This is a genomic window from Megasphaera sp. UBA4382, from assembly GCF_002391155.1.
Taxonomy (GTDB): domain Bacteria; phylum Bacillota; class Negativicutes; order Veillonellales; family Megasphaeraceae; genus Megasphaera; species Megasphaera hexanoica.
On sequence record NZ_DGRS01000015.1, the window covers coordinates 105,026 to 127,519 of the forward strand.

Here is a 22,494-nt window from a genome sequence, read left to right on the forward strand (position 1 = left end):
ACATGGATATATTACAAGAAGCAAAAGATGTATTGCAGCAGGAAGCGAGAGGCATTGAAAACCTGATTCCCAAACTGGACCAGAATTTTGTCAATGCCATCAATCTGATTATGGAATCCAAAGGCCGCGTCGTCGTAACCGGCATGGGGAAATCCGGCCATATTGCCCGGAAGATTTCCGCCACCATGGCCAGCACGGGTACGCCGGCTATTTTCCTTCATCCCGGTGAAGCCATTCACGGCGATCTGGGGATGGTGACCGGCGACGATGTGGTCCTGGCCATTTCCAAGAGCGGTGAAACGCGGGAAGTACTGAATATGCTGCCCAGTCTGAAGCGCATCGGTGCAAAGGTTATCGCCATCGTCGGCGAACACAACTCGACACTGGCAAAGAATTCCGACGTCATCCTTGACGCTTCCGTAGAAAAAGAAGCCTGCCCGCTGGGACTGGCTCCGACGACGAGCACGACCGTGGCCCTGGCCCTGGGCGATGCCCTGGCAGTCGTCCTCCTTTCGTGCCATCATTTTACGAAAGACCAGTTTGCCATTTTCCATCCCGGTGGATCTCTGGGCCGCAAGCTGCTCCTGACCGTAGAAAACGTCATGCATAAAGGTGAAGATAATCCGGTCATCAGCGAAGACAGCACCGTCCAGGATGCCCTGTTCATGATGACCGAAAAAGGACTCGGTGCCGTATCGGTCGTCGATGAAGATGGAGTCCTTATCGGCCTCGTGACCGATGGCGACGTACGGCGCGGGCTGGAAACGGGTTCCAATTTCCTGCAATGGCCCGTCGATGCTATGATGACCAAAAGTCCGCGCACCATTACCAATGACAAGCTGGCGGCCGAAGCCATGCACATCATGGAAAAGAATCAGCCCCGGCCTATTACGGTACTGCCCGTAGTAGATAAAGACCACAAGGCCGTCGGGATGATCCATCTGACCGATTTGCTGCGGCAGGGAGTGGTCTGATGAAATACCTGACACAGATAAAACTACTGGCCCTCGATGTCGATGGCGTCCTGACCGACGGCATTATCTACTACAGCCCGGCGGGAGATGCCATGAAAGGCTTTTCTGCCCGCGATGGCATGGGAATTTCCCTGGCCCGTATGGCCGGGCTGAAAACGGCGTTGATTACAGGGCGCAGATCCCCTATGGTAGAACAGCGGGCCAAGGACCTGCATATCGATTATGTTATCCAGGATGCCCGGGATAAACTTCAGGCCCTGCGCCAGCTGTGCAGGGAAACGGGTATTGCCATGGAAGAAGTATCCTACATGGGCGATGACCTGAATGACATTTCTCTTATCCGCAACGTCGGTTTCGGTGCCGCTCCCTGTGACGGTTGTGAAGAAGCCTGCAAGGCAGCCGCCTTCGTTTCCAACTTCCGGGGCGGATACGGCGCGCTGCGTGAGCTGGTAGAGTATATTTTAAAAAACCAGGGCGTCTGGGACGATATAGTGAATCATTTTCTGACCGGCACTGCCGAATTTAAACAGTAAGGAAAGGAGCGTCTGCATCGTGTTTTCGGAATGGCAGTATTACGTAATGCGGGCCATTGGCAGAGGAATCCGTCATCTGTCCTACCCGACAGTCATTTCATTAGGACGCAGGCTGGGTCCTTTAGTCAGCCGGATTATGAAAAAGCAATATGACAGAGCCATCTTTCAGGCTGTGCGGGGACTGGAATGCAGTGAAGAAGAGGCCCGCCGCATCGTAGATGAATTGTTTTGCAATCTGGGCCAGTCAGCATTGGAAATCCTCTATACGCCCAACCTGAATCCCGGCAATATTTCTGAATACGTCACCCTCGATCATCCGGAACGCCTCGATGAAGCCATGAAAGAAGATAAAGGCGTCATCATCCTTACCGGTCATATCGGCAACTGGGAATGGCTGGGAGCACTGGCCATGTATGGCTATCCGGCTTCGACTATCGTCAAGAACCAGGCCAACTCGTCCATTACGCGTCTTCTGAATGAAAACCGGGAAGGCATGGGCCTGGAAGTCTTCGCCCGCGGGGGAAATGAAATGATCATTGCCGCCCGGGCGCTGAAGCGGAAGAAACTGCTGGGGTTCCTGGCCGATCAGGACGGCGGCTTTCATGGCGTGCCCCAGCCATTCCTGGGAAAAATGAGTTCCACGCCGAAAGGGCCGGCCATGTTTGCCCAGAAATTTCATTCTCCCATCGTCCCTGTCTTTACCATTCATGATGAAAACCATCGCACTCATCTGGCAATCGGTGAAATCATGCATTTTGAAGATACGGGGAACAAGGAAGAAGATATTGCCAGCATGACGCGAAAAATGGCAGTACTGACGGAAAAATTCATTAAAGAACATCCTACGGAATGGCTCTGGTTCCAGCACCGCTGGAGCACGGAACCGGAAGATATCATTGCGCTGCAGAAAGAAGGAGCGGTGAAGGACAGTGAACATACGGCAGAAACTGATACAAAATAAAATAGCCATTCTCGTGGCAGTCGTTTTGATTTTATTTGCCGGCATGTTATACTGGTTCATGAAATCGGCGCCGACGCAGGTAGAAGATACGCCCCGCAGCGATGACCTGGTCGAATTCCAGGGTTCGGAAATCGAAGAAAAAGACGGGGACCGTCTGGTATGGCGGCTGTCATCAGAGAAAATCCAGGTCGATCCCAAGACACAGAAAATGTATTTTACCAGCCCAAAAGCCGAAATCTGGGAAAAAGACGGGACTGAGCTTACGGTGACAGCGAAACTGGGCATCGTAGACCGGGCCAAGAAAACCATTGAGCTGAAACAGCCTATTGAAGCTTCGACCGATAAAGGAGATACATTGCAGACTGAGGGCAGTGTGTATTATAATATGGATACACGGCTTATCAAAGGCGGCAAAGTGCTGCTGACGCGCCATGATAAAACGGCGGTAAGCGGTGATTCGTTTGAAACCAACGCATCCCTGGATCAGGTAACGGTGCAGGGCCATGCGAAGATAACCAAGGGAGAGTAGAGCATGAAACAGAAACGATGCATGAAAATCCTGGCAGCTGTCATGGTCAGCGCCATGCTCCTGCCCGCTGCCGTTACGATTGCCGCGGATAACCCTTCTGTATCGGTGACGGCAGATAAACTGGAATACAATGGCAAAACACAGATTGCCAAAGCGACGGGCAATGTCGTTATCATACGGGACCAGGCAACCCTCACGGGGAACGTGGCTACGTATAATCTGAAAACGGCAGAAGCCGATATGGAAGGCAACGTCACGGCCCAGCAGCCGGACATGCACATGACTGCCGACAAACTTCATTCGACGAACCGCAATTACCTCATCGCCACGGGCAATGTCAAAGGCGTGTATGGCGATAAAAAGGTAAATGGCGATCAGGTAGAATATTATCTCGACCAGGACCATGGCATCGTAACGGGCCATGGATATCTGGAAGCACAGGGCTCGCAGATGTGGGCCGACCATATCGAAGGCTGGTTCAAGGAAATCCGGGCAGTCGGTACGGGCAATGTCCATATCGAATCGCCGGCGGAAGAACTGACTGCCTATGGCGATAAGGCCGTGTATACACAGACGCCGGGACAGAATAATGGCGTCATCCACATGACCGGAAATGTATATGCTACCCAGAAGGGTAACCAGCTCAGCGGTAATGACGTAGAAGTGCACCTGGCAGATAATTCTGTAGAATCTAATGGCCGTTCTACCGTTGTATTCATACCGGGCAGTGAAGAATAGGGGAAACGATGTACATCCAGACCAATGATTTAATCAAAACGTATAAAGAACGCAATGTCGTCAACAGAGTCAGCATTCATGTAGACCAGGGGCAGATTGTCGGCCTTCTGGGACCGAATGGGGCAGGCAAGACGACGACATTTTATATGATAGTCGGCATCGAGCATCCCAGTGACGGGTCGATTTACATCGATGACCACGATATCACCGGGCTGCCTATCCATAAGCGGGCTGCCTATGGCATCGGCTATCTGCCTCAGGAAGCATCGATTTTCCGCAAGCTGACCGTAGAAGATAATCTGCTGGCCATGCTGGAAACGACGACTTTGTCGCGGAAAGAGCAGAAGGAAAAGGCCGAAGCGCTCATGGAAGAATTTACCATTACCAAGCTGCGCAACCGCCTGGGCATACAGTTGTCCGGCGGCGAACGGCGGCGTGTGGAAATCGCCCGCTGTCTGGTCATGGATCCGGCCTTTATCCTCCTCGACGAACCCTTTGCCGGCATCGACCCGTTGGCTGTCAATGATATCCAGGATATCATCAGTCATCTGAAGGACCGGGGAATTGGCGTTCTCATTACGGACCATAACGTCCGGGAAACGCTGAGCATCGTCGATAAGGCGTATATCCTCAACGAGGGGCAGATCCTCCTGGAAGGAAGTCCACAGATGATTGCCAACGATCCCGTAGCCAAGAAATTCTACTTAGGCGAAGAATTTACCATGTAACAGGGGGAAACGATGAGAATATTAGATAAGTATATATTAAAGGAATTCATCAGCCCGTTCCTGTTCGGTGTCTGCGCCTTTACGGCTGTTTTCATTGGTACGGGTACGCTCTATCGGATAGCCAATTTAATCAACAACTACGGAGCTTCCCTGTGGGATGCCTTTCGTGTCCTCGTCCTGGCCCTGCCCTCGATTATCGTCGTGACCTTTCCCATGTCGGTGCTCCTCGGCTCACTCATGGCCTTTGGACGCCTGTCCAGCAACAGCGAGCTCATTGTCATGCGTTCAGGAGGACAGAATTTTGTCCGCCTGGCCATGCCGATTTTTATCGCTGCCCTGATCATTTCTCTGGGGACGACAGCGTTCAACGAATTTGTCGTGCCGAAAGCCAACAATGCCTATAATACGATTATCAATCAGGAAATCAAACATCAGGTGGCCCCCAAGACGCAGGACCATATCATTCTCAAAGATGTCAAGGGTCATGATATCAACAGCCTGATGTACGCCCGGCAGTACGATTCAGACCTCAAACAATTCAAGGACATCACCGTCCAGGAATTTGAAAATGATACGCTCGTACGGGTGGAAAAAGCTGATTATGCCGACTGGAACGGCAGTAAATGGGTCATGCATGAAGGCCGTATTTACGATGTTTCGGTGGGGGAAACGGTAACCCGGACGATGACCTTCAAAAATCAGGAACTTCCTATTTCCCAGAAACCGAATAAAGTCAGTGCATCCCAGAAGAAGCCTGATGAAATGACCATACGGGAACTGCGGGAACAGATATCGCTCCTCGACCAGAATTCGGTCAATACGAATAAGATGAAAGTGGAAATGTACAACCGCTTTGCCATGCCGCTGGCCAGCTTGGTCTGCGCTATTGTCGGCGCACCGCTGGGCATGCAGAAACAGCGGGGCAGTTCTTCTATCGGTTTTGGCATCAGCGTCGTCGTCATTTTCATTTATTACACGATTATGACTCTGGGGAATGCCCTGGGGAACGGGGGCAAGATTCCTCCGTATATTGCCGCTTTTTTACCGGATATCGTCTGTGGCATTGCCGGTATATTTTTAGTATACCGCAAATCCAGATAATCAGACGGAGTGATTGGTATGCCTTGGGGCTGCCGGTCACTCTGCCTTTTTTTATATATTTCTGCAGAAATGATGCAAAATACCATGACAGAATTCATATCATGGTATAATATAAAAAACAGGATGGAGGTGTGCCAATGGAATACGGATGGATTATGTTGCTGATTTTAGCCGTCATGGGCGGTGTCATAGCCTATCTGGGTGATAAAATCGGCTCCCGCGTAGGCAAAAGAAAAATAAAATTATTTGGCATGCGGCCGAAATACTCATCTATCCTGATTACAATTATTACCGGCGTCAGCATTGCCGCCGTTACCCTTGGCGTCATGTCGGTCCTTTCGCAGAATGTCCGCATCGCCCTGTTCGGGATGCACCAGCTGCAGCTGCAGAAGGCCGAACTGGAACAGCAGCGGGACCGGTTGCTGCAGCAGGCCCGGGAGTTGGGACTGGAAATGGAAGAAAAGAACAATCTCCTGGCAGCCAACGAAAACCTGCTCCGTCATCAGGAACAGCAGCTGGCCGATGCCAACGACCGCATACGGGTGACACAGCTGGATCTGGAGCAGACCCAGGCCGCCCGCGATGATGTGAGCCGTCAACTGACCATCGTTCAGGTGGCCCGCGATGAAATGATGGCCCGCAATACGCAGCTTAACACAGAAAATAAAGAACTGGAAGCGACGCAGGCACGCATGAATCACACCATCGGCCTGCTCGATGAACGCATAAAATTACTGAACGATAAAATGACCGATATACGGGAAGGGCAGGTACTGTTCCGCGTCGGTGAAGTCCTGGCCAGCAAAGTCGTCGATGCCAATGCCGATGAAAGTAAGATCCGGGCTTCTCTGGGAGAAATGCTGGCCCAGACCAATACCCGCATCCGGGAACAACTGGGCATCACCAATGAAAATGCCGTCGTGCTCTATATTTCGCAGGATGAAATCGACCAGACGGTCCAGACGCTGCATGCCGCCAGGGGCAGTAAATTGATCCGCCTTACGGCTGCGGGCAATATCATCCTCGGGGAACCGGCGCTGGTCCATCTGGAAACCTTCGATAACCAGCTCATTTATCATAAAAATGAAATCGTCTATGAAGAACATTTCCGCTCTTCCGATGTCAATGGCAGTGCCGAATACATCGTCTTCCGCTTCCTCCATGAAGTCAATCAGAAAGCCGTCGGCAAGGGCATCCTGCCCGACCCGCTGACAGGTAACGTGGGGTCGCTGACGGCAACGGAAATGTTCGATACGATCCAGCGGATTAAATCCTGTGGCGATGGCGATATCATCCTGCGGGCCGTAGCCCGTACGGATATTTACACGGCGGGGCCGATGAACATCGACATAGCCGTCCGGTCCTATGGGACACCGTGAGAGGAGCAGGATTCATGATTTTAGCAATCGATCCCGGATCAGAAAAGACGGGGACAGCGGTCCTTGGCACCGATGGCAGCCTGGTCTGCCGTCAGATCATACCTACCGGGGACCTTTCCTGTCATCTGCGGGAGATGTATAAAAAGTATGCTTTTACGCATATTGTCATGGGAAATGGTACGAACCACCGTTATCTTCAGCCCGTTGCCGAAGAATGGATACGCAAAGAAGCACCAGATGTGACCTTTTCCCTCATCGACGAAAAGTTTACTACTGTAGAGGGGCGAAAGCTGTACTGGCAGTATACGCCCCGCCATGGCTGGCGCCGTCTGGTCCCTCTGTCCCTGCAATATCCGCCGGAACCGGTCGATGACTTTGTGGCCTGGATCATCGGACAGCGGTATATAAAATCCCTGGGAGGTCTTTCATGATTGAATACGTACTACGCGCTATAGGACTGGCTTTTGGAGCCTTGGTATATAACTGCGGCCTTCACGTGTTCCTGGTACCCAATAATGTCATCGATGGTGGCGTCGTCGGGATTGCCCTCATGGCAGCCCATGTGACGGGCATATCCTTCAGTGTGTTTATCGTCGCCCTGAACATTCCCTTCTTCGTCATCGGTTACCGTAAAATCGGTTTGCGCTTTACCTTTTTTTCGCTCTATTCCGTCTTCTGCCTCTCGCTGTGGAGCAGTTTCCTCCATCTGTCCCCCATGACGGATGACCCCTTTTTATCGACTATTTTCGGCGGTATCATCATGGGGCTCGGCGTAGGGCTGATCATCCGCTGGGGCGGTTCTCTGGATGGCACGGAAATCATGGCCATCATCACTGAAAAGATTTCTCCCTTTTCCGTCGGGGAAATCGTCATGTTTTTTAACCTGTTCATTTTAGGATCTGCTATCTTTGTCTTTGGCGTAGACAGTGCCCTCTATTCGCTGGTAGCCTATTTCATTGCCTATAAGATGATCGATGTCGTTGTGAACGGTCTCGATGAAATGAAGGGACTGTTCATCGTTTCGGCAAAGCATGACGAAGTGGCCCGGGTCATCACCCAGGATATGGGACGGGCTGTAACGCTCCTGCACGGAGAAGGAGCGTATACGCGGAAGCAGACCTTGATTCTGTACTGCGTCGTTTCCCGTCTGGAAATCACCAAAATGCAGGACGTGGTAAAACGGATAGATCCGCGGGCGTTTATTACGATATTTGATATACGCGAGACCCAGGGCGGTCTGCTCAAAGGGAAAAAGAACCATGAGTAAAACGGTTTATGGGGGGCACTTTTGGTTGACGAAACACAACAGATGCTATATCATATAAAATAATTGCATATATAGTTATATTAATATAAGAAGCATGCAGGACAGCTTCTCGCACAGGAGGCAGAGAAATGGCACAATTGAATTTTAATATTGAAGATATTTGCGGGACCTTATCAGAAAATAAGGATGGCTGGCACAAACAGCTGACCTATATCAGTTGGAACAATCGGCCGCCCAAGTTCGACCTTCGCTCGTGGGATCCTGATTATCAGGCCATGACCAAAGGGATTACCCTGACAAAAGACGAATTGATTGAACTTCGTAATATTCTGGATAAGATGGATTTTGATAAATACTAAAGGGGTGTGAAGTATGCTTTCTCAGATTCAGTGCGGATAATGACGAAAGCATACTTTTATTTTGCTTGCAAAAGAAGAAGAAACATTATATAATCTCTGTTGTATGTACTATTAATACTTGGTCATAATTTACATAAAGGTGATGGAATGGTTCGTATAGCCAGAGAAAAAAGACACGCTCTCCTGTCCCGCCGCATTGAGGAAAATCCCTTCATCAATGACGAGGAACTGGCGGAAGAATTTTCTGTCAGCGTGGCGACTATCCGGCTGGACCGGATGGCCCTGGGGATACCAGAGCTTCGCATGCGCATAAAAAAGCGCGCCGAAGCAGCACAGGCCCAGCAACACCGAACAGATGTCATGGGGGACCTGATTGAATGCAATGTTGGTAAAGATGCGATATCCATTATGATGGCTACTGAAGACATGGTGGATGCAGCACATGTCGTACAGTCACGGTATTTATATGCCCAGGCGGATTCCCTTACAAAAGCCGTCCTGAATCTTCCGGTCTGTATCATCGCCGTTGCCAACTTAAAATATAAGCAGCCCGTAACTGTCGGGGACCGGCTCGTCGCACGGGCTGAAGTCATCCGTCAGAGAGATCAGAAATATTATGTATGGGTGAAGATACGCAAGAATGCCAAAGAAGTATTCCGGGCAAAGTTTATCGTAGAGTCTTTGGAATAACGGAGATAGAGTAATGAAAATAGCTGTAGACGCTATGGGCGGGGATTATGCGCCAGAAGAAATCGTTCTGGGAGCAATTCACGCCGTACGCGAATATAAATACGATGTAGTACTCGTCGGGGATGAACAGAAAATACGGAGGGTACTGCAGCAATATGACGCGAAAGAAAGTGACCGCCTGTCTATTGTCCATGCCAGTGAAGTAATCGAAATGGGAGAACATCCCGTGCAGGCAGTCCGTAAAAAGAAAGATGCCTCTATTGTCGTGGCGACACGACTCGTACGGGACGGACAGTGTGAGGCCGTCGTAGCTCCGGGTAGTACGGGGGCGGCTGTCACGGCAGCCCTTCTGGGACTGGGGCGGATCGCCGGCATAGAACGGCCCTGTATCGCTACGCCGATTCCTTCCAAAAAGGGAATTACAGTGCTGCTCGATTCGGGAGCCAATTCCAACAGCAAGCCGAAACATCTCGTAGAAGCGGCTATCATGGGATCCCATTATGCCAAGTACATCCTGGGCATAGATAAGCCGCAGGTCGGCCTGCTGAATATCGGCGAAGAAGTGACGAAAGGCAATGAATTATGCCAGCGCACCTATCCGCTGCTGGAAAAATTAAAGACTATTTCTTTCTATGGCAATGTTGAAGGCAGGGATATCCCCAACGGCACGGTAGATGTCGTCGTCTGCGACGGATTCGTCGGTAATGTCATCCTGAAGTTTGGCGAAAGCATGGCTATGTTCATCTACCGGCTGGTCAAGCAGGCCATAAAGAATAGTGGGTTTATTGCAAAACTAGGTGCTCTAGCGATTTATCCTGCACTGAAATCGCTGAAGAAACGCCTGGATTTTACGGAATATGGAGGGGCTCCCCTGTTAGGAGTCAACGGCAGTTTTATTATCTGCCACGGCAGTTCCAAGGCAAAGGCTATTAAAAATGCCATCCGCGTTGCCGGTGAACTGGTACAGCAGGATGTGACAGGACATATCCGCAATAGTATAGAGGAAGAAGGAGTTCAGGAATATGATAGTGAAAGCTAATCCGGCAGGGATTCTCGGCACCGGGCATTGTGTGCCCGAACAGGTTTGGACGAATGAGTATTTGGAAACGTTTCTGGATACATCCGATGAATGGATCCGCAGCCGTACCGGTATCGGTGCCAGGCATGTAGCCCCCGAAGGGGTCAACACGTCAGATTTGGCAACGGGCGCGGCAAAAGAAGCGTTGGAAATGGCCGGAGTCAGCCCGGAAGATCTCGATTTGATCATCGTGTGCACCCTGACACCAGACAAGATGCTGCCTAGCACAGCCTGCATCGTCCAGGCCAATCTGGGAGCCGTCAATGCCGCCGCCTTCGATCTGGAAGCAGCCTGCTCCGGCTTTGCCTATGGGTCGATTATTGCCTCCCAGATGATTGAAAACGGTATGTATGACCATATTCTGGTCATCGGCGCAGAAGTCCTGACAAGGGTCATCAACTGGAAAGACCGTTCTTCCTGCGTCCTCTTTGGCGATGGTGCCGGAGCAGCCGTCATCGGCCGCGTTCCCTCGGGATACGGCATCCTCAGCGGCGCCATGGGTGCCGACGGTACCGGCGGCGATTTCCTGACCATCCGCAGTGGTATCGCCAACCCCGTCACGGATGCGCGCCGCGCCGACGGATCGGCTTATGCCGTCATGGATGGCAGGGAAGTCTATAAATTTGCAGTCAAAGCAATGCCTCATGCAGCCGAACTGGCACTGCAGCGGGCGGAACTGGAAAAGAAAGATATTGATGTCCTCGTACCTCACCAGGCCAACATGCGCATTATCGAATCGGCAGCAAAACGCCTGCATGTGCCTATGGAAAAGGTATACGTCAACATCGAAAAATATGCCAATACATCGGGTGCATCCATCCCTATCGCCCTGGACGAAGCCGTCCGCACGGGGATGGTGAAACGGGGAGACATTGTCTGCCTCGCCGGTTTTGGTGCCGGCCTGACCTGGGCCAGCGTCGTCATGAAATGGTACTAAAAAAGAATTGAGGTGATTCCTTTGAAAACTGCATTTGTATTTCCCGGACAAGGTGCCCAGAAAGTGGGCATGATCAAAGACTTATACGACAATTATGCCGTCGTAAAAGAACTGTTTGAAGAAGCTGATGATGCCCTGCATTTTTCGCTGACCAAGCTGATTTTTGAAGGTCCTGATGAAGAACTGATGAAGACCAGCAATACCCAGCCGGCTATCCTCACGGCCAGCACGGCCTGCTGCCGCGTCCTTCAGCAGGAAGGACTGACACCGGATATCGCTGCCGGCCACAGCCTCGGCGAATATTCCGCCCTCGTAGCAGCCGGATCGCTGAGCTTTGCCGATGCCGTCCGCACCGTACGGCTGCGCGGCCAGTTCATGCAGGAAGCCGTTCCCCTCGGAGAAGGCGGCATGGCAGCTATCCTCGGCCTCGATGACGAAAAAATCAAGGAAATCTGTGCCCAGGTTTCTGCCCAGGGCGGCGTCGTCCAGGCGGTCAATTTCAACTGCCCGGGCCAGACGGTCATTGCCGGTTCTGCCAAAGCCGTAGAAACAGCGGCCGATGCCCTGAAAGCGGCCGGTGCCCGCCGCGCTGTCATGCTCCATGTCAGTGCCCCCTTCCACAGCACCCTCATGGAACCGGCTGCCCGGCGCCTGGCGGAAGTCCTCGATACGATTACCATCCGCGATGCACAGATTCCTGTCGTAGCCAATGTGAACGGACAGATGGAAACAAAGGCTGCCGATATTAAGGAAGCCCTGGTCAGACAGGCGGCTAGCCCGGTTCTGTGGATCGACTGCACGCACACCATGCAGCAGTTCGGCGCTGAAGCGTTCGTCGAAGTCGGCCCCGGCAAGACCATCTGCGGCTTCAATCGTAAGATTGACCGCAAAATCCATAGTGAAAACGTAGAAGATATCCCGTCCTTACAGAAAACACTTGAATTTTTCCAGGGGGTCAGATAAAATGCTTTTAACAGGTAAAACTGCGATTGTAACAGGCGGTTCCCGCGGCATCGGCCGTGCCGTCTCCCTGCTGCTGGCCCGGGAAGGTGCCAATGTGGCTATCGTCTACGCCGGCAATACGGCAGCTGCAGAAGAAACGAAGCAGCAGGCCGAAGCGTTGGGCGCAGCTGCTGCCGTGTTCCAGTGCGATGTAGCTGACGAACAGGCTGTGGCGGATATGGTCAAAGCCGTCAAGACCCAGTTTGGTTCCGTAGATATCCTGGTCAATAACGCCGGAATCACCCGTGACGGACTGCTCATGCGCATGAAAGAAGCGGATTGGCAGGCCGTCCTGGATACGAATCTGACCGGTGTCTATCATTGTACAAAAGCTGTTTCCAAGCTGATGATGAAACAGCGTCAGGGGGCCGTCATCAATCTGTCCTCTGTCGTCGGGGAAACGGGCAATGCCGGCCAGGCTAATTACGCCGCTGCCAAAGCAGGCATCATCGGCTTTACCAAGGCCGTTGCCAAAGAACTGGCATCGCGCAATATACGTGTCAATGCCGTAGCTCCCGGCTACGTAGAAACAGACATGACTGCCGGACTTCCCGATTCGGCCAAGGAAGACATGCTCCGCTCCATCCCGCTGGGCCGCCCGGCTACAGCCGATGATGTGGCGCAGGCCGTCTTATTCCTTGCATCTGATCAGGCTAAATACATTACAGGCCAGGTCCTCAACGTGGACGGCGGCATGGTAATGTAATATAATACAATTAGCACACTGAAAGGGGGTGAATTGGAAATGAGCGAAGAAGCTACTTTTGAAAAAGTAAAAAGCATCGTTGTTGAACAGTTAGGCGTTGACGAAAAAGAAGTCAAAATGGACGCTGCGTACATTGATGATTTAGGCGCTGATTCCTTGGACATTGTTGAATTGATCATGGCTTTCGAAGAAGAATTCAATATCGAAATCCCTGATGATGTGGCAGAAAAAATCAAAACTGTTAAAGATACAGTTGATTACATCGAAAAGGAAAAGAAAGCGTAAGTATGCAATAAGAGCCAGATGGGGAGAGGCGCAGGTCTTTCCCCGGATGGTATCTTGAATGGAGGAAACTATAGTGAAGCTGCCAGAATTACATATAGGTAAGCTTGTAGCCAAAGTGCCAATCGTCCAGGGCGGCATGGCAATACGTTTGTCTACTGCCCGCTTAGCGGCAGCTGTTGCAAATGAAGGCGGTATTGGCCTGATTGCCATCTCCGGCATGCCATATGATGAAATACGATATGAAATCCGGTTGGCCAGAAAACTTGCGCCAACGGGGATTATTGGTATAAATGCCATGGTTGCGGCCCGTGATTTCAAGGGCATCGTAATGACGGCTATTGAAGAAGGAATCGATCTAGTAGTAGCAGGGGCTGGCTTTTCCCGGGATATGTTTGCCTGGGGCCGCGCTTCGGGTACCCCGATTGTGCCAATTGTCTCCTCGGCTAAACTAGCTAAAATATCCCAGAACCTCGGCGCTGCTGCTGTCGTCGTAGAAGGCGCAGAAGCAGGCGGGCATCTGGGCACGAACCGTTCCAGCCGGCTCATCGTGCCGGAAGTACGCGCTGCCGTAGATATTCCGGTCATCGGTGCCGGCGGCGTTCTCCACGGCGAAGATATAGCAGAAATGCTCCGTCTCGGCGCCAATGGGGTACAGATGGGCAGCCGTTTTGCTGCCAGCGTTGAATCGAATGGTTCTGATGAATTGAAAAAAGTCTATCTCCGTGCGAACAACCCGGAAGATTTCATTCTCGTGCACAGCCCCGTGGGGCTGCCGGGTCAGGCTATCCGTACGCCTTTTTCGGAACGGGTGCTTCTGGGAACGGCTCCCAAGCCGGTTACGTGCGACCATTGCCTCAAGAAGTGCAGCCATAAGTACTGCATCATCCGCGCTCTGACGCGGGCTCAGCAGGGAGATGTCGAAACTGGTCTCGTATTTTCCGGCCGGCGCATGCAGGAAATCCACGATATCCTGCCGGTCAAGGAAATATTTGCATATCTGAAACGGGAAGTAGAAGCAATTCCCGATTAATCACGAACTTTTTATGGATGAGGTGAACACTTTGGAAAAACGTGTAGTAATTACCGGTCTGGGTGTCGTATCCCCGGTGGGCATCGGCAAAGATACTTTTTGGGACGCCCTCTTATCCGGCAAGAACGGTATTGGCCCGATTACACATTTTGATGCGACGGAATACGCGGCCCGCATTGCCGGTGAAGTCAAAGATTTTGACCCGGCAGACTACAACATTGATCGCAAAGAAGCACGGCACATGGACATTTCTACCCAGTTTGCCGTTGCAGCAGCCAAACTGGCTATCGATGATTCCGGCGTCGATTTGGATAAAGAAGACCGGGACCGTATCGGTACGATTGTCGGTACCGGCATTGGCGGCATGGAAACGCTGCATAATCTCTACAAGGGATTATTTGCCAAAGGTCCGTCACGGGTCAACCCGTTCGTCGTACCCAAGATGATTGGCAATATGGCATCTGGCCAGGTATCCATCATCTTCGGTCTCCAGGGCCATTGCGCCAGCGTCGTCACCGCCTGTGCAACGGGGACGAATTCCATCGGCGCGGCATACCGCATGATCCAGCGCGGCGAACTCGACGCAGCCGTAGCCGGTGGCACGGAAGCTGCCGTATCCCCCGGTGCCGTAGCTGGTTTTGCGGCCATGAAGGCTCTCAGTACCCGCAATGATGACCCGGCACACGCTTCCCGCCCCTTCGATAAAGACCGCGATGGTTTCGTCATGGGCGAAGGAGCCGGCATCGTATTCCTGGAAGAACTGGAACACGCTAAAAAACGGGGTGCTCATATTTACTGTGAAATTGGCGGTTATGGCAGCAATGCCGACGCCTATCATATTACGGCTCCGGCTCCGGAAGGCATCCAGCAGTCCAAATGCATGGCTCTCGCCGTCAAGGATGCCGGCCTTACTCCGGACGATGTAGACTATGTCAATGCCCACGGTACGTCCACGCATCTCAATGACCTTAATGAATCCAAGGCCATCGCCCGTCTCTTCGGCGACCATGCCAGGGACATGCTGGTCAGCTCGACGAAATCCATGACAGGGCATCTCCTGGGCGCTGCCGGTGCTGTCGAAGCCATTGCCTGCGCACTGACCATTGCTACCGGTCACGTACATCCCACGATCAACCTCATCGAACCGGAAGATGAACTGAAAGAACTCGGTCTCAATTACGTACCGGGTCAGGCTGTAGATGCCGATGTCAAGGTGGCTATTTCCAATTCCTTCGGATTTGGCGGCCACAATGCTACCCTTCTGTTCAAGAAGTATGCAGAATAAGAGATGCATTCGTAATGAAACCGGAACGAAAAGCACAACTTGAGAAATGTATCGCCGTCCTGGGGCTGCCTGCCTTCCGCAACCTGCAGCTCCTCGATGCGGCATTGACTCATTCTTCCTATGCCAATGAAAATAAGAACCGCCATGTCCACTTTAACGAACGCCTGGAATTTCTCGGTGATGCCATTCTGGACCTGGTCATTGGCGAATACCTGTTCATGCATTATCCTCACATGCCGGAAGGTGAACTTTCCAAAGCCAGGGCCAGTGTAGTCAGTGAAATGCCTCTGGCTTCCGTATTTGGCTCGTATCATATGGGCGACTACATGCTCATGGGACGGGGCGAACAGCTCTCCGGCGGCCGGACGCGGACCAGTATCCTGGCCGATGCCTTCGAAGCCGTCGTCGGCGCCGTATATATCGATCATTCCTATGGTGAGGCCCGTGCCTTTATCCTTCACCAGCTGAAAGGATATCTCGATCTGGTAAAAAGTGGCAATTATGGCAAAGACTATAAAACACTGTTTCAGGAATTCGTTCAGCGTGATGGTGAGCAGCATATCGTCTATGAACTCTGCCGTGAAGAAGGGCCGGATCACGATAAGACCTTCTATATGGAAGTCACGGTGAACGGTACGGTTCTGGGCGAAGGAAAAGGAAAAACCAAGAAAGATGCCGAACAGCATGCGGCTCATGAAGCATTGAAAAAATTAGGTGGTATAAAATAAAATGTGGCTTTCGGGCCACATTTTTTTTATAAGAACAGGAGCATCATGATGGAAAAAAAAAGACTGCGTACATCGATCATCCCCATTTTTATTCCTCATATCGGTTGTCCCTACCGGTGCGTATTTTGCAATCAGTGGCGGATAACGGGACATGAGGGAGTACCCGATGCCAGTGAAGTCAGAAATCTTATCGATACCTATACCCGGGGTGTAGAAAAACGTCACTGGGAAGCCGCCTTTTATGGTGGAAGTTTTACGGCTATTCCCGGCTCCTTGCAGGAAAGCCTGCTGGAACCGGCTTATGAAGCACTGCAGGAAGGCCGTATCGATGCCATTCGCTGTTCGACCCGGCCCGACTGCATTACCGGACCTATCCTGGAGAGGCTGCAGCGCTATGGCATGACGACGGTCGAACTGGGCGTACAGTCTATGGATGATGTCGTACTGGAACGGGCCAGACGCGGGCATACGGCAGCGCAGGTAAAAGACGCTACGGCGCTCCTGCGCCAGTATGGGTTCACCGTAGGACATCAGCTCATGCCGGGCCTTCCCGGTGAGGACTGGCAGAGCCTGATCCGGACGACCGATGCCATCTGCCGGTTGAAGCCGGATATAGCCCGCATTTATCCCGTAGTAGTCATTGCCGGTACGGAACTGGCAGACAGCTGGCAGAACGGGGAATACCAGGCGCTGACTATCCATGAAGGAGTGCAGCGCGCGGCCTATATGAAGCAGCAGTTCCTTTCTAAGGGTATTCAAGTTATTCGTACAGGGCTGCAGGCAACGGAAAATCTCGATGACCCGGCCCAGGTACTGGCCGGAGCCTATACGCCGGCCATGGGGGAAATGGTCGATACCAGGCGGTATCAGCTGCAGCTGTTCCGTGTACTGGATCAGATTCTGCCAAACTGTCCCGGAAAATTGTGTGTCATTTCCTATAACCGCCGCGATACGAGCCGCGTACGGGGCATCCGCAATGTTACGGTACACCGTTCGCGCCTGCGCTATGGACGTGAATTTCTCTGGAAAGAAGACGACGCGGTCCCCCTGTATCATATCCAGGTGAAGACGGATGGGGGAACGTGGCTCATCGATACGGATTGGGGCCGGTGTTCTATCATAGAAATAAACGATTAACGTAACGTTATAGGGTAAGACGAGGACGGATACACAGCAAATAGTTGTGTATCCGTCCTCGTTTTCGTATGATATTTTCATTATGTGAAAAAGATAAGGGACGTTTTATTATGGTAAATGATGAAAATAACAAGGAATAACTATATGAAAACTTTATCATATTTTAAAATAATCGGAAAAAATTAATTAAATTAAGAGCAATAATACTCGTATGTCAAAATAGAAAGAATTACTAAATAAAATTTAAAAAATGAAGAAATGTCATTGACAGGGCAGTTGACCCGTGCTAGAATACAAGCATAGAAAATGTTCCAAATAAAGAAATGAGTTCAATAATATGAACTCCTAATAAAATATTCGAAATACAGAATTAAGTTCGCAATAAAGAACAGGCTAGCACTAACGGGGTTCCAGAGTCCGGACAGGGGAAACCGTTAGAAAGATAAAGACAGATATGATGAAAGAATCTGTCGTGTATAGCAACTTTAACTGTGAAAGGGGTTTTATTATGGCAACGCTTGATTCTAAGACAGGAGTTCTCGTTGAGAAGCCGACGAACGTACGTTGGCAGGTGTTTATTGCAATTTTCATTCTCTGTTCCATCAACTATGTTGACCGTGCTGTCATTTCCGTCCTCATGCCGGCTATCCAGTCAGATCTGGGCTTTTCACCGGAAATGGTCGGTGTCATCCTCAGTGCTTTCTTCTGGGGCTACGTCTTAATGCAGATACCCTGCGGCTGGCTGTGCGATAAAATCCAGCCGGGGAAAGTTATCGTCGGTACAGGCGTGTTATGGGGGATTTTCCAGATTATTACCGGCTTCATCACCAGCAGTTCGCTGTTCATCGCTATCCGCGCACTCCTCGGTATTTCCGAAGCTCCGATTTATCCGGCCGGCGGCAAATTACAGTCCGTATGGCTGACAAAAAATGAACGTGGTAAAGGTTCGGCCCTCCTCGATTCCGGATCGGCTGTAGGCAATGCTATCGGTGCTCCTCTTTGTGCCGTATTTGTAGCTTTCCTCGATGGATGGCGCGGCGCCCTCATGGCAGCCGGGGTCCTCACCATCCTGGTCGTTCTGGCCTGCAAACCGCTCATGTCCCACACTCCGGAAAACAGCCCGCGCTGCAACGAAGCTGAACGGGAATACCTCCGCAAAGCATTTGAAGAAGAAGATGCCGAATCTCTTTCCGCTATGCAGGCTGAAACGGGTAATACCTCTACGGGCAGCACGCTCAGCAAATACATGACATCCCGCAGCTTCTGGAGCCTGTGCCTCGGTTTCGGTGCGTATGACTCCTTCTGGTATGGCCTGATGACCTGGGGCGCTCTGTACCTTCACGCTACACACGGCCTCGATATCAAAGGTCTTGGCTGGGCTATCTTCGTTATCTACATGGTAGGTGTTGTCGGCGAAATCGTCGGTGGTACCCTGACTGATAAATGGCGTAAAAATTCGGCAGACAGCAATAAAATCATGCGCCGTCTGTTTCCGGTCCTCGGCATCTGCATCGCCATTCCCATGTATCTCCTTTCGGCCGCAACGGATGTATACATTGCTGTAGCCTTCCTTTCCGTTGCTATGTTCTTTGAAAAATGGTGCGGCTGCCTCTACTGGTCTCTGCCGGCACTGTGCACAGACCGCAAACACAGCGGTGCTGTTGGCGGTGCAATGAACATGTTTGGTAACCTCGGTGGCGCTATCGTCCCAATCGTCGTCGGTCTTATCGTTGGTGCAACGGGCAGCTATTACTGGGCACTGATGCTCTTCGTGGCACTGGCTGTTGCTCTCGGTGTCCTGCCAGCTCTTATCAACTACAATAAGAAAATTGGTATGGAATAATCTAGTATACACTGTGTGTATGCAATAGAATCTAAAAAGAGGCATGCCGCTTCAGAAATACAGTCGGAACAGGCATGCCTCTTTACCACATAGGAGGACTATCATGGCTCGTTATAACAAAGTTTCAAAGGAATTACTCGATGAATTATTAGTTCTTCTGGGCAAACACAATATGACTACCGATCCGGAAAAACTCGATGCCTACAAGACCGATGAGGAGTCGAACCCCATTTATTTCCATACACCGGAAGTCGTTGTATTCCCGGAAACGACCGAACAGGTAGCAGCTATCATGAAGCTGGCCAATAAGTACATGGTTCCGGTTACACCCCGTGGCGGCGGCAGCAGCCTGGCCTGCGGTGCCGTTCCCGTATACAATGGCATCGTATTGTGCCTGGAAAAGATGAATAAAATCATTGAAGTCAATAAAGATGCCCTGTACATGATTACCGAAGCCGGCGCTATCACGACGGCTGTACAGGCAGCGGCTAAAGAAGCCGGCCTCTACTATGCCGGTGACCCCAGCTCCAAAGCATCCAGTGAAATCGGTGGCAACATTGCTACCAACGCTGGTGGCAGCCGCGTCGTCAAATACGGCACGACCCGCGACCAGGTATACTGGCTGGAAATCGTCACCCCGACTGGCGAAATCACCCGCGTGGGCAAACGGCTACAGAAGAACACGACCGGTTATGCTCTGGAAAAACTCATCTGTGGCAGTGAAGGCACGCTGGGCGTCGTCACGAAAATCTGTCTGAAACTGCGTCCGATTGCACCGTTCCATTTCGATCTGGTAGGTATTTTCAAGGATGTCAACGATGCCCTGGCCGTACCGAACCAGCTGCAGAAAGCGGGTGTACAGCCGACGGCTATCGAATTTCTCGATACCAATGCCATCCAGAGTGCCGAACGGTTCCTGAAAATGGATCTGCCGTACTCCAAAGAAAACGGCAACTATATCATCGTCACCGTCGATTCCTATGACCAGGATGACCTCGATAACCGTGTAGCCACAGCCGATGAAATCTGCCAGAACAACCACGCCGCAGAAACGCTGGTTGCTGACGACCGTATCTGGAACGCCCGCTATTGCAACGGTGAAGCTGCCCGTAACGACAGCCTCGTCTTCCTGGCAGAAGATATCGTCGTACCCGTGGACAAGATTCCCGACCTCATGGCTAAACTGCCGGAAATCGAAAAACAGTACAACATCGCAACGACGGTCGCGGCCCACATTGGCGACGGCAATATCCATGTCAACGCCCTGAAGATGGATATGTCCTTAGAAAAATGGAACGAAGTAATCCCGCAGTACCATAATACGCTGTACAGTTTCGTCTACAGTCTGGGCGGCTGCCTCTCGGGCGAACACGGCATCGGCCTGCGGAAGTTAGCTGAAATGAAGAAGTTTACTGATCCTGTCGAACTGGGCATGATGGAAGCCATCAAAAAAGCACTGGATCCGAACCTCATCCTCAATCCGGCCAAGATTTTCGATTTTGGTGACTAACGATTCATTTTTCCACCTGTAGTGAGGCCATGTACACCTTTTGTTTTCCCGTTGTATTGCCACTCGTTATTTGACAAGAAAAATAGAGCGATGATACAATGTCCCCTAAGGGGATGTTCGATATATTGAACTTCATTAAGGAAGAAGGTTATATATGGTTAAATCAGGCAATAGTACCATCGTACGTTCCGCTGCCCGGGCGCTGGATGTGCTGGAAATCGTCGTACAGGCTGAAAAAGCCCCGACGTTTACTATGATACAGAAGGCATCGGGGATTCCCAAGAGTTCCTTATCCTACCTGATGCAGGAACTGATGCAGAAACGATACGTCCAATACGATCCGGAATCGAAGGTGTATTATCCAGGGCTGGCCCTGCTGGCGCTCTCTGCAGAGTGTATGAGTACGACGAATTTTTCCGTCGAACTGACGAGGGGCATAAAGTCGCTCCAGGAAGAGACGGGAGAAACGACCCACGCCGTCATCCGCGAAGGACGGTTTGCTATCTTTATCGGCAAACAGGCGTCGGCCAAGGCAGTCAGCTCTGTCCTCAATATCGGCTTTAAACTGGGTGCCCATGCAACGGGATGCGGCCTGGTCATGCTGGCATCTCTTCCCGATGACGAACTGCACGCACTCATCGATCCTGTTACACTGGAACAGTATACACCGTACACAATTACCGATAAAAAACGGCTCTACCGGGAAATCCGCCGGGTACGGCGCTATGGATACGCCTTTGATGATCAGGGCAATATCCTCGGAGGTTGTTGTATTGCAGCTCCCGTTTACAACCGGGAGAAGGAAGTCGTCGCGGCCATCAGTATCAGTGTCCTGGCCAGCAAGGCAACCATTTCCTACCTGCGGTTCCTTCGCCGCAAAGTCAAGGAAAAAGCACAGGAAATCAGCATGCGTCTTGGGTATTTATAATAAAACAACAATCAGATGCAGACAGACGCGGCTTGCAGTGCAAAGCAAACCGCCTGCCTGCTTCTAAATGTACAAAATATGGAACAAAGTTCTTTATTAAGAATTATAAACGTATATTCGTATAACGTATATTTGTAAAACTTTTTTGTTAGGAGGTTATACTCATGGCATTAATGACTGGTGAACAGTATATCGAAAGCATGCGCAAGCTCAACCTGCAGGTGTACATGTTCGGCAAAAAAATCGACAACGTCGTCGATGACCCCATCCTGCGTCCGTCCCTGAACTCGGTCCGCATGACCTACGATCTGGCCCAGATGCCGGAATATGAAGATCTCATGACGGCTACGTCGTCCCTGACCGGTGAAAAGATCAACCGTTTCACCCATATCCACCAGAGCACCCAGGACCTCATCAACAAAGTCCGGATGCAGCGTCTCCTCGGCCAGAAGACGGCAGCCTGTTTCCAGCGCTGCGTCGGCATGGATGCATCCAACGCCGTATTCTCCACGACCTATGAAATCGACCAGAAATACGGCACTCATTATCATGAAAACTTCAAGAAATTCCTCACCCGGGTACAGCAGAATGACTTTACCGTCGATGGCGCCATGACCGACCCGAAAGGCGACCGCGGCAAGGCTCCTCATGCCCAGGATGATCCCGATTTGTATCTCCACGTCGTCGAACGCCGTCCCGACGGTGTCGTCGTACGCGGTGCCAAAGCCCATCAGACAGGCTTCATCAACTCCCACGAAGTCATCGT

At 51.4% G+C, this 22,494-nt stretch carries 25 protein-coding genes; all 25 read left to right on the forward strand.

From position 1 onward, the window contains the following. Positions 1-2: 2 nt before the first annotated feature. Entirely contained in the window at positions 3-974 is a 972-nt protein-coding gene (locus B4H10_RS01600; protein ID WP_059076779.1) for a KpsF/GutQ family sugar-phosphate isomerase, read from the forward strand. Further along, entirely contained in the window at positions 974-1,507 is a 534-nt protein-coding gene (locus B4H10_RS01605) for a KdsC family phosphatase (protein ID WP_059076780.1), read from the forward strand. The genes B4H10_RS01600 and B4H10_RS01605 overlap by 1 nt, the downstream gene beginning before the upstream one ends. Before the next feature lie 19 nt (positions 1,508-1,526). Continuing rightward, the gene (locus B4H10_RS01610) at positions 1,527-2,468 is read left to right on the forward strand and encodes a lysophospholipid acyltransferase family protein (protein ID WP_072235730.1); all 942 of its coding nucleotides are present in this window, start codon (positions 1,527-1,529) and stop codon (positions 2,466-2,468) included. Continuing rightward, positions 2,437-2,997 (forward strand): LPS export ABC transporter periplasmic protein LptC, encoded by a 561-nt coding sequence (gene lptC, locus B4H10_RS01615; RefSeq protein ID WP_234995341.1) that lies wholly within the window; start codon positions 2,437-2,439, stop codon positions 2,995-2,997. Before B4H10_RS01610 ends, lptC begins: the two co-directional genes overlap by 32 nt. 3 nt (positions 2,998-3,000) lie before the next feature. Further along, positions 3,001-3,735: an LptA/OstA family protein gene (locus B4H10_RS01620; RefSeq protein ID WP_059076781.1), complete on the forward strand. Its 735-nt coding sequence runs from the start codon at positions 3,001-3,003 to the stop codon at positions 3,733-3,735. Between the two features lie 8 nt (positions 3,736-3,743). After that, complete coding sequence (gene lptB / locus B4H10_RS01625; RefSeq protein ID WP_059076782.1) at positions 3,744-4,463, forward strand: LPS export ABC transporter ATP-binding protein; 720 nt, start codon at positions 3,744-3,746, stop codon at positions 4,461-4,463. A gap of 12 nt (positions 4,464-4,475) precedes the next feature. Then, positions 4,476-5,564 (forward strand): LPS export ABC transporter permease LptG, encoded by a 1,089-nt coding sequence (gene lptG, locus B4H10_RS01630; RefSeq protein ID WP_059076783.1) that lies wholly within the window; start codon positions 4,476-4,478, stop codon positions 5,562-5,564. A 137-nt stretch (positions 5,565-5,701) separates the two neighbouring features. Further along, positions 5,702-6,943, forward strand: a complete 1,242-nt coding sequence (locus B4H10_RS01635) for a DUF3084 domain-containing protein (protein ID WP_075582016.1) — start codon at positions 5,702-5,704, stop codon at positions 6,941-6,943. Between the two features lie 14 nt (positions 6,944-6,957). Then, the gene (locus B4H10_RS01640) at positions 6,958-7,374 is read left to right on the forward strand and encodes a hypothetical protein (protein WP_292018047.1); all 417 of its coding nucleotides are present in this window, start codon (positions 6,958-6,960) and stop codon (positions 7,372-7,374) included. Further along, complete coding sequence (locus B4H10_RS01645; protein WP_292017627.1) at positions 7,371-8,210, forward strand: YitT family protein; 840 nt, start codon at positions 7,371-7,373, stop codon at positions 8,208-8,210. Before B4H10_RS01640 ends, B4H10_RS01645 begins: the two co-directional genes overlap by 4 nt. Before the next feature lie 128 nt (positions 8,211-8,338). After that, the gene (locus tag B4H10_RS01650; protein ID WP_059076787.1) at positions 8,339-8,569 is read left to right on the forward strand and encodes a YdbC family protein; all 231 of its coding nucleotides are present in this window, start codon (positions 8,339-8,341) and stop codon (positions 8,567-8,569) included. 147 nt (positions 8,570-8,716) lie between these two features. Beyond that, positions 8,717-9,259, forward strand: coding sequence for a transcription factor FapR (gene fapR, locus B4H10_RS01655; RefSeq protein ID WP_059076788.1), 543 nt, complete (start codon positions 8,717-8,719; stop codon positions 9,257-9,259). A gap of 13 nt (positions 9,260-9,272) precedes the next feature. Further along, positions 9,273-10,298, forward strand: coding sequence for a phosphate acyltransferase PlsX (gene plsX / locus B4H10_RS01660; RefSeq protein ID WP_059076789.1), 1,026 nt, complete (start codon positions 9,273-9,275; stop codon positions 10,296-10,298). Beyond that, positions 10,282-11,274 (forward strand): beta-ketoacyl-ACP synthase III, encoded by a 993-nt coding sequence (locus tag B4H10_RS01665; RefSeq protein ID WP_059076790.1) that lies wholly within the window; start codon positions 10,282-10,284, stop codon positions 11,272-11,274. The genes plsX and B4H10_RS01665 overlap by 17 nt, the downstream gene beginning before the upstream one ends. Positions 11,275-11,295: 21 nt before the next feature. Continuing rightward, positions 11,296-12,237, forward strand: coding sequence for an ACP S-malonyltransferase (gene fabD / locus B4H10_RS01670; RefSeq protein ID WP_059076791.1), 942 nt, complete (start codon positions 11,296-11,298; stop codon positions 12,235-12,237). Between the two features lies 1 nt (position 12,238). Beyond that, the gene (gene fabG / locus B4H10_RS01675) at positions 12,239-12,982 is read left to right on the forward strand and encodes a 3-oxoacyl-[acyl-carrier-protein] reductase (RefSeq protein ID WP_059076792.1); all 744 of its coding nucleotides are present in this window, start codon (positions 12,239-12,241) and stop codon (positions 12,980-12,982) included. A gap of 39 nt (positions 12,983-13,021) precedes the next feature. Beyond that, positions 13,022-13,267 (forward strand): acyl carrier protein, encoded by a 246-nt coding sequence (locus tag B4H10_RS01680; protein ID WP_059076793.1) that lies wholly within the window; start codon positions 13,022-13,024, stop codon positions 13,265-13,267. 73 nt (positions 13,268-13,340) lie between these two features. Then, positions 13,341-14,297, forward strand: a complete 957-nt coding sequence (locus tag B4H10_RS01685; protein WP_172793345.1) for an NAD(P)H-dependent flavin oxidoreductase — start codon at positions 13,341-13,343, stop codon at positions 14,295-14,297. A 31-nt stretch (positions 14,298-14,328) separates the two neighbouring features. Then, positions 14,329-15,582, forward strand: coding sequence for a beta-ketoacyl-ACP synthase II (fabF, locus tag B4H10_RS01690; protein WP_059076795.1), 1,254 nt, complete (start codon positions 14,329-14,331; stop codon positions 15,580-15,582). 14 nt (positions 15,583-15,596) lie between these two features. Beyond that, on the forward strand, positions 15,597-16,310 hold the full coding sequence (rnc, locus tag B4H10_RS01695) for a ribonuclease III (RefSeq protein WP_059076796.1): 714 nt from the start codon (positions 15,597-15,599) through the stop codon (positions 16,308-16,310). 45 nt (positions 16,311-16,355) lie between these two features. Further along, positions 16,356-17,447, forward strand: a complete 1,092-nt coding sequence (locus B4H10_RS01700; RefSeq protein WP_292018048.1) for an elongator complex protein 3 — start codon at positions 16,356-16,358, stop codon at positions 17,445-17,447. A gap of 508 nt (positions 17,448-17,955) precedes the next feature. After that, complete coding sequence (locus tag B4H10_RS01705) at positions 17,956-19,290, forward strand: MFS transporter (RefSeq protein WP_075582020.1); 1,335 nt, start codon at positions 17,956-17,958, stop codon at positions 19,288-19,290. Between the two features lie 103 nt (positions 19,291-19,393). After that, positions 19,394-20,800 carry an FAD-binding oxidoreductase gene (locus B4H10_RS01710; RefSeq protein ID WP_075582021.1) on the forward strand — a complete coding sequence of 469 codons (1,407 nt, stop codon included), beginning with the start codon at positions 19,394-19,396 and terminating at the stop codon, positions 20,798-20,800. Positions 20,801-20,954: 154 nt separating this feature from the next. After that, a complete protein-coding gene (locus B4H10_RS01715) occupies positions 20,955-21,728 on the forward strand; it encodes an IclR family transcriptional regulator (RefSeq protein ID WP_059076799.1) in 774 nt (257 codons plus the stop codon). A gap of 164 nt (positions 21,729-21,892) precedes the next feature. Beyond that, positions 21,893-22,494: 4-hydroxyphenylacetate 3-hydroxylase N-terminal domain-containing protein (locus B4H10_RS01720; RefSeq protein ID WP_292018049.1), on the forward strand; the 602-nt coding region annotated here is incomplete at its 3' end.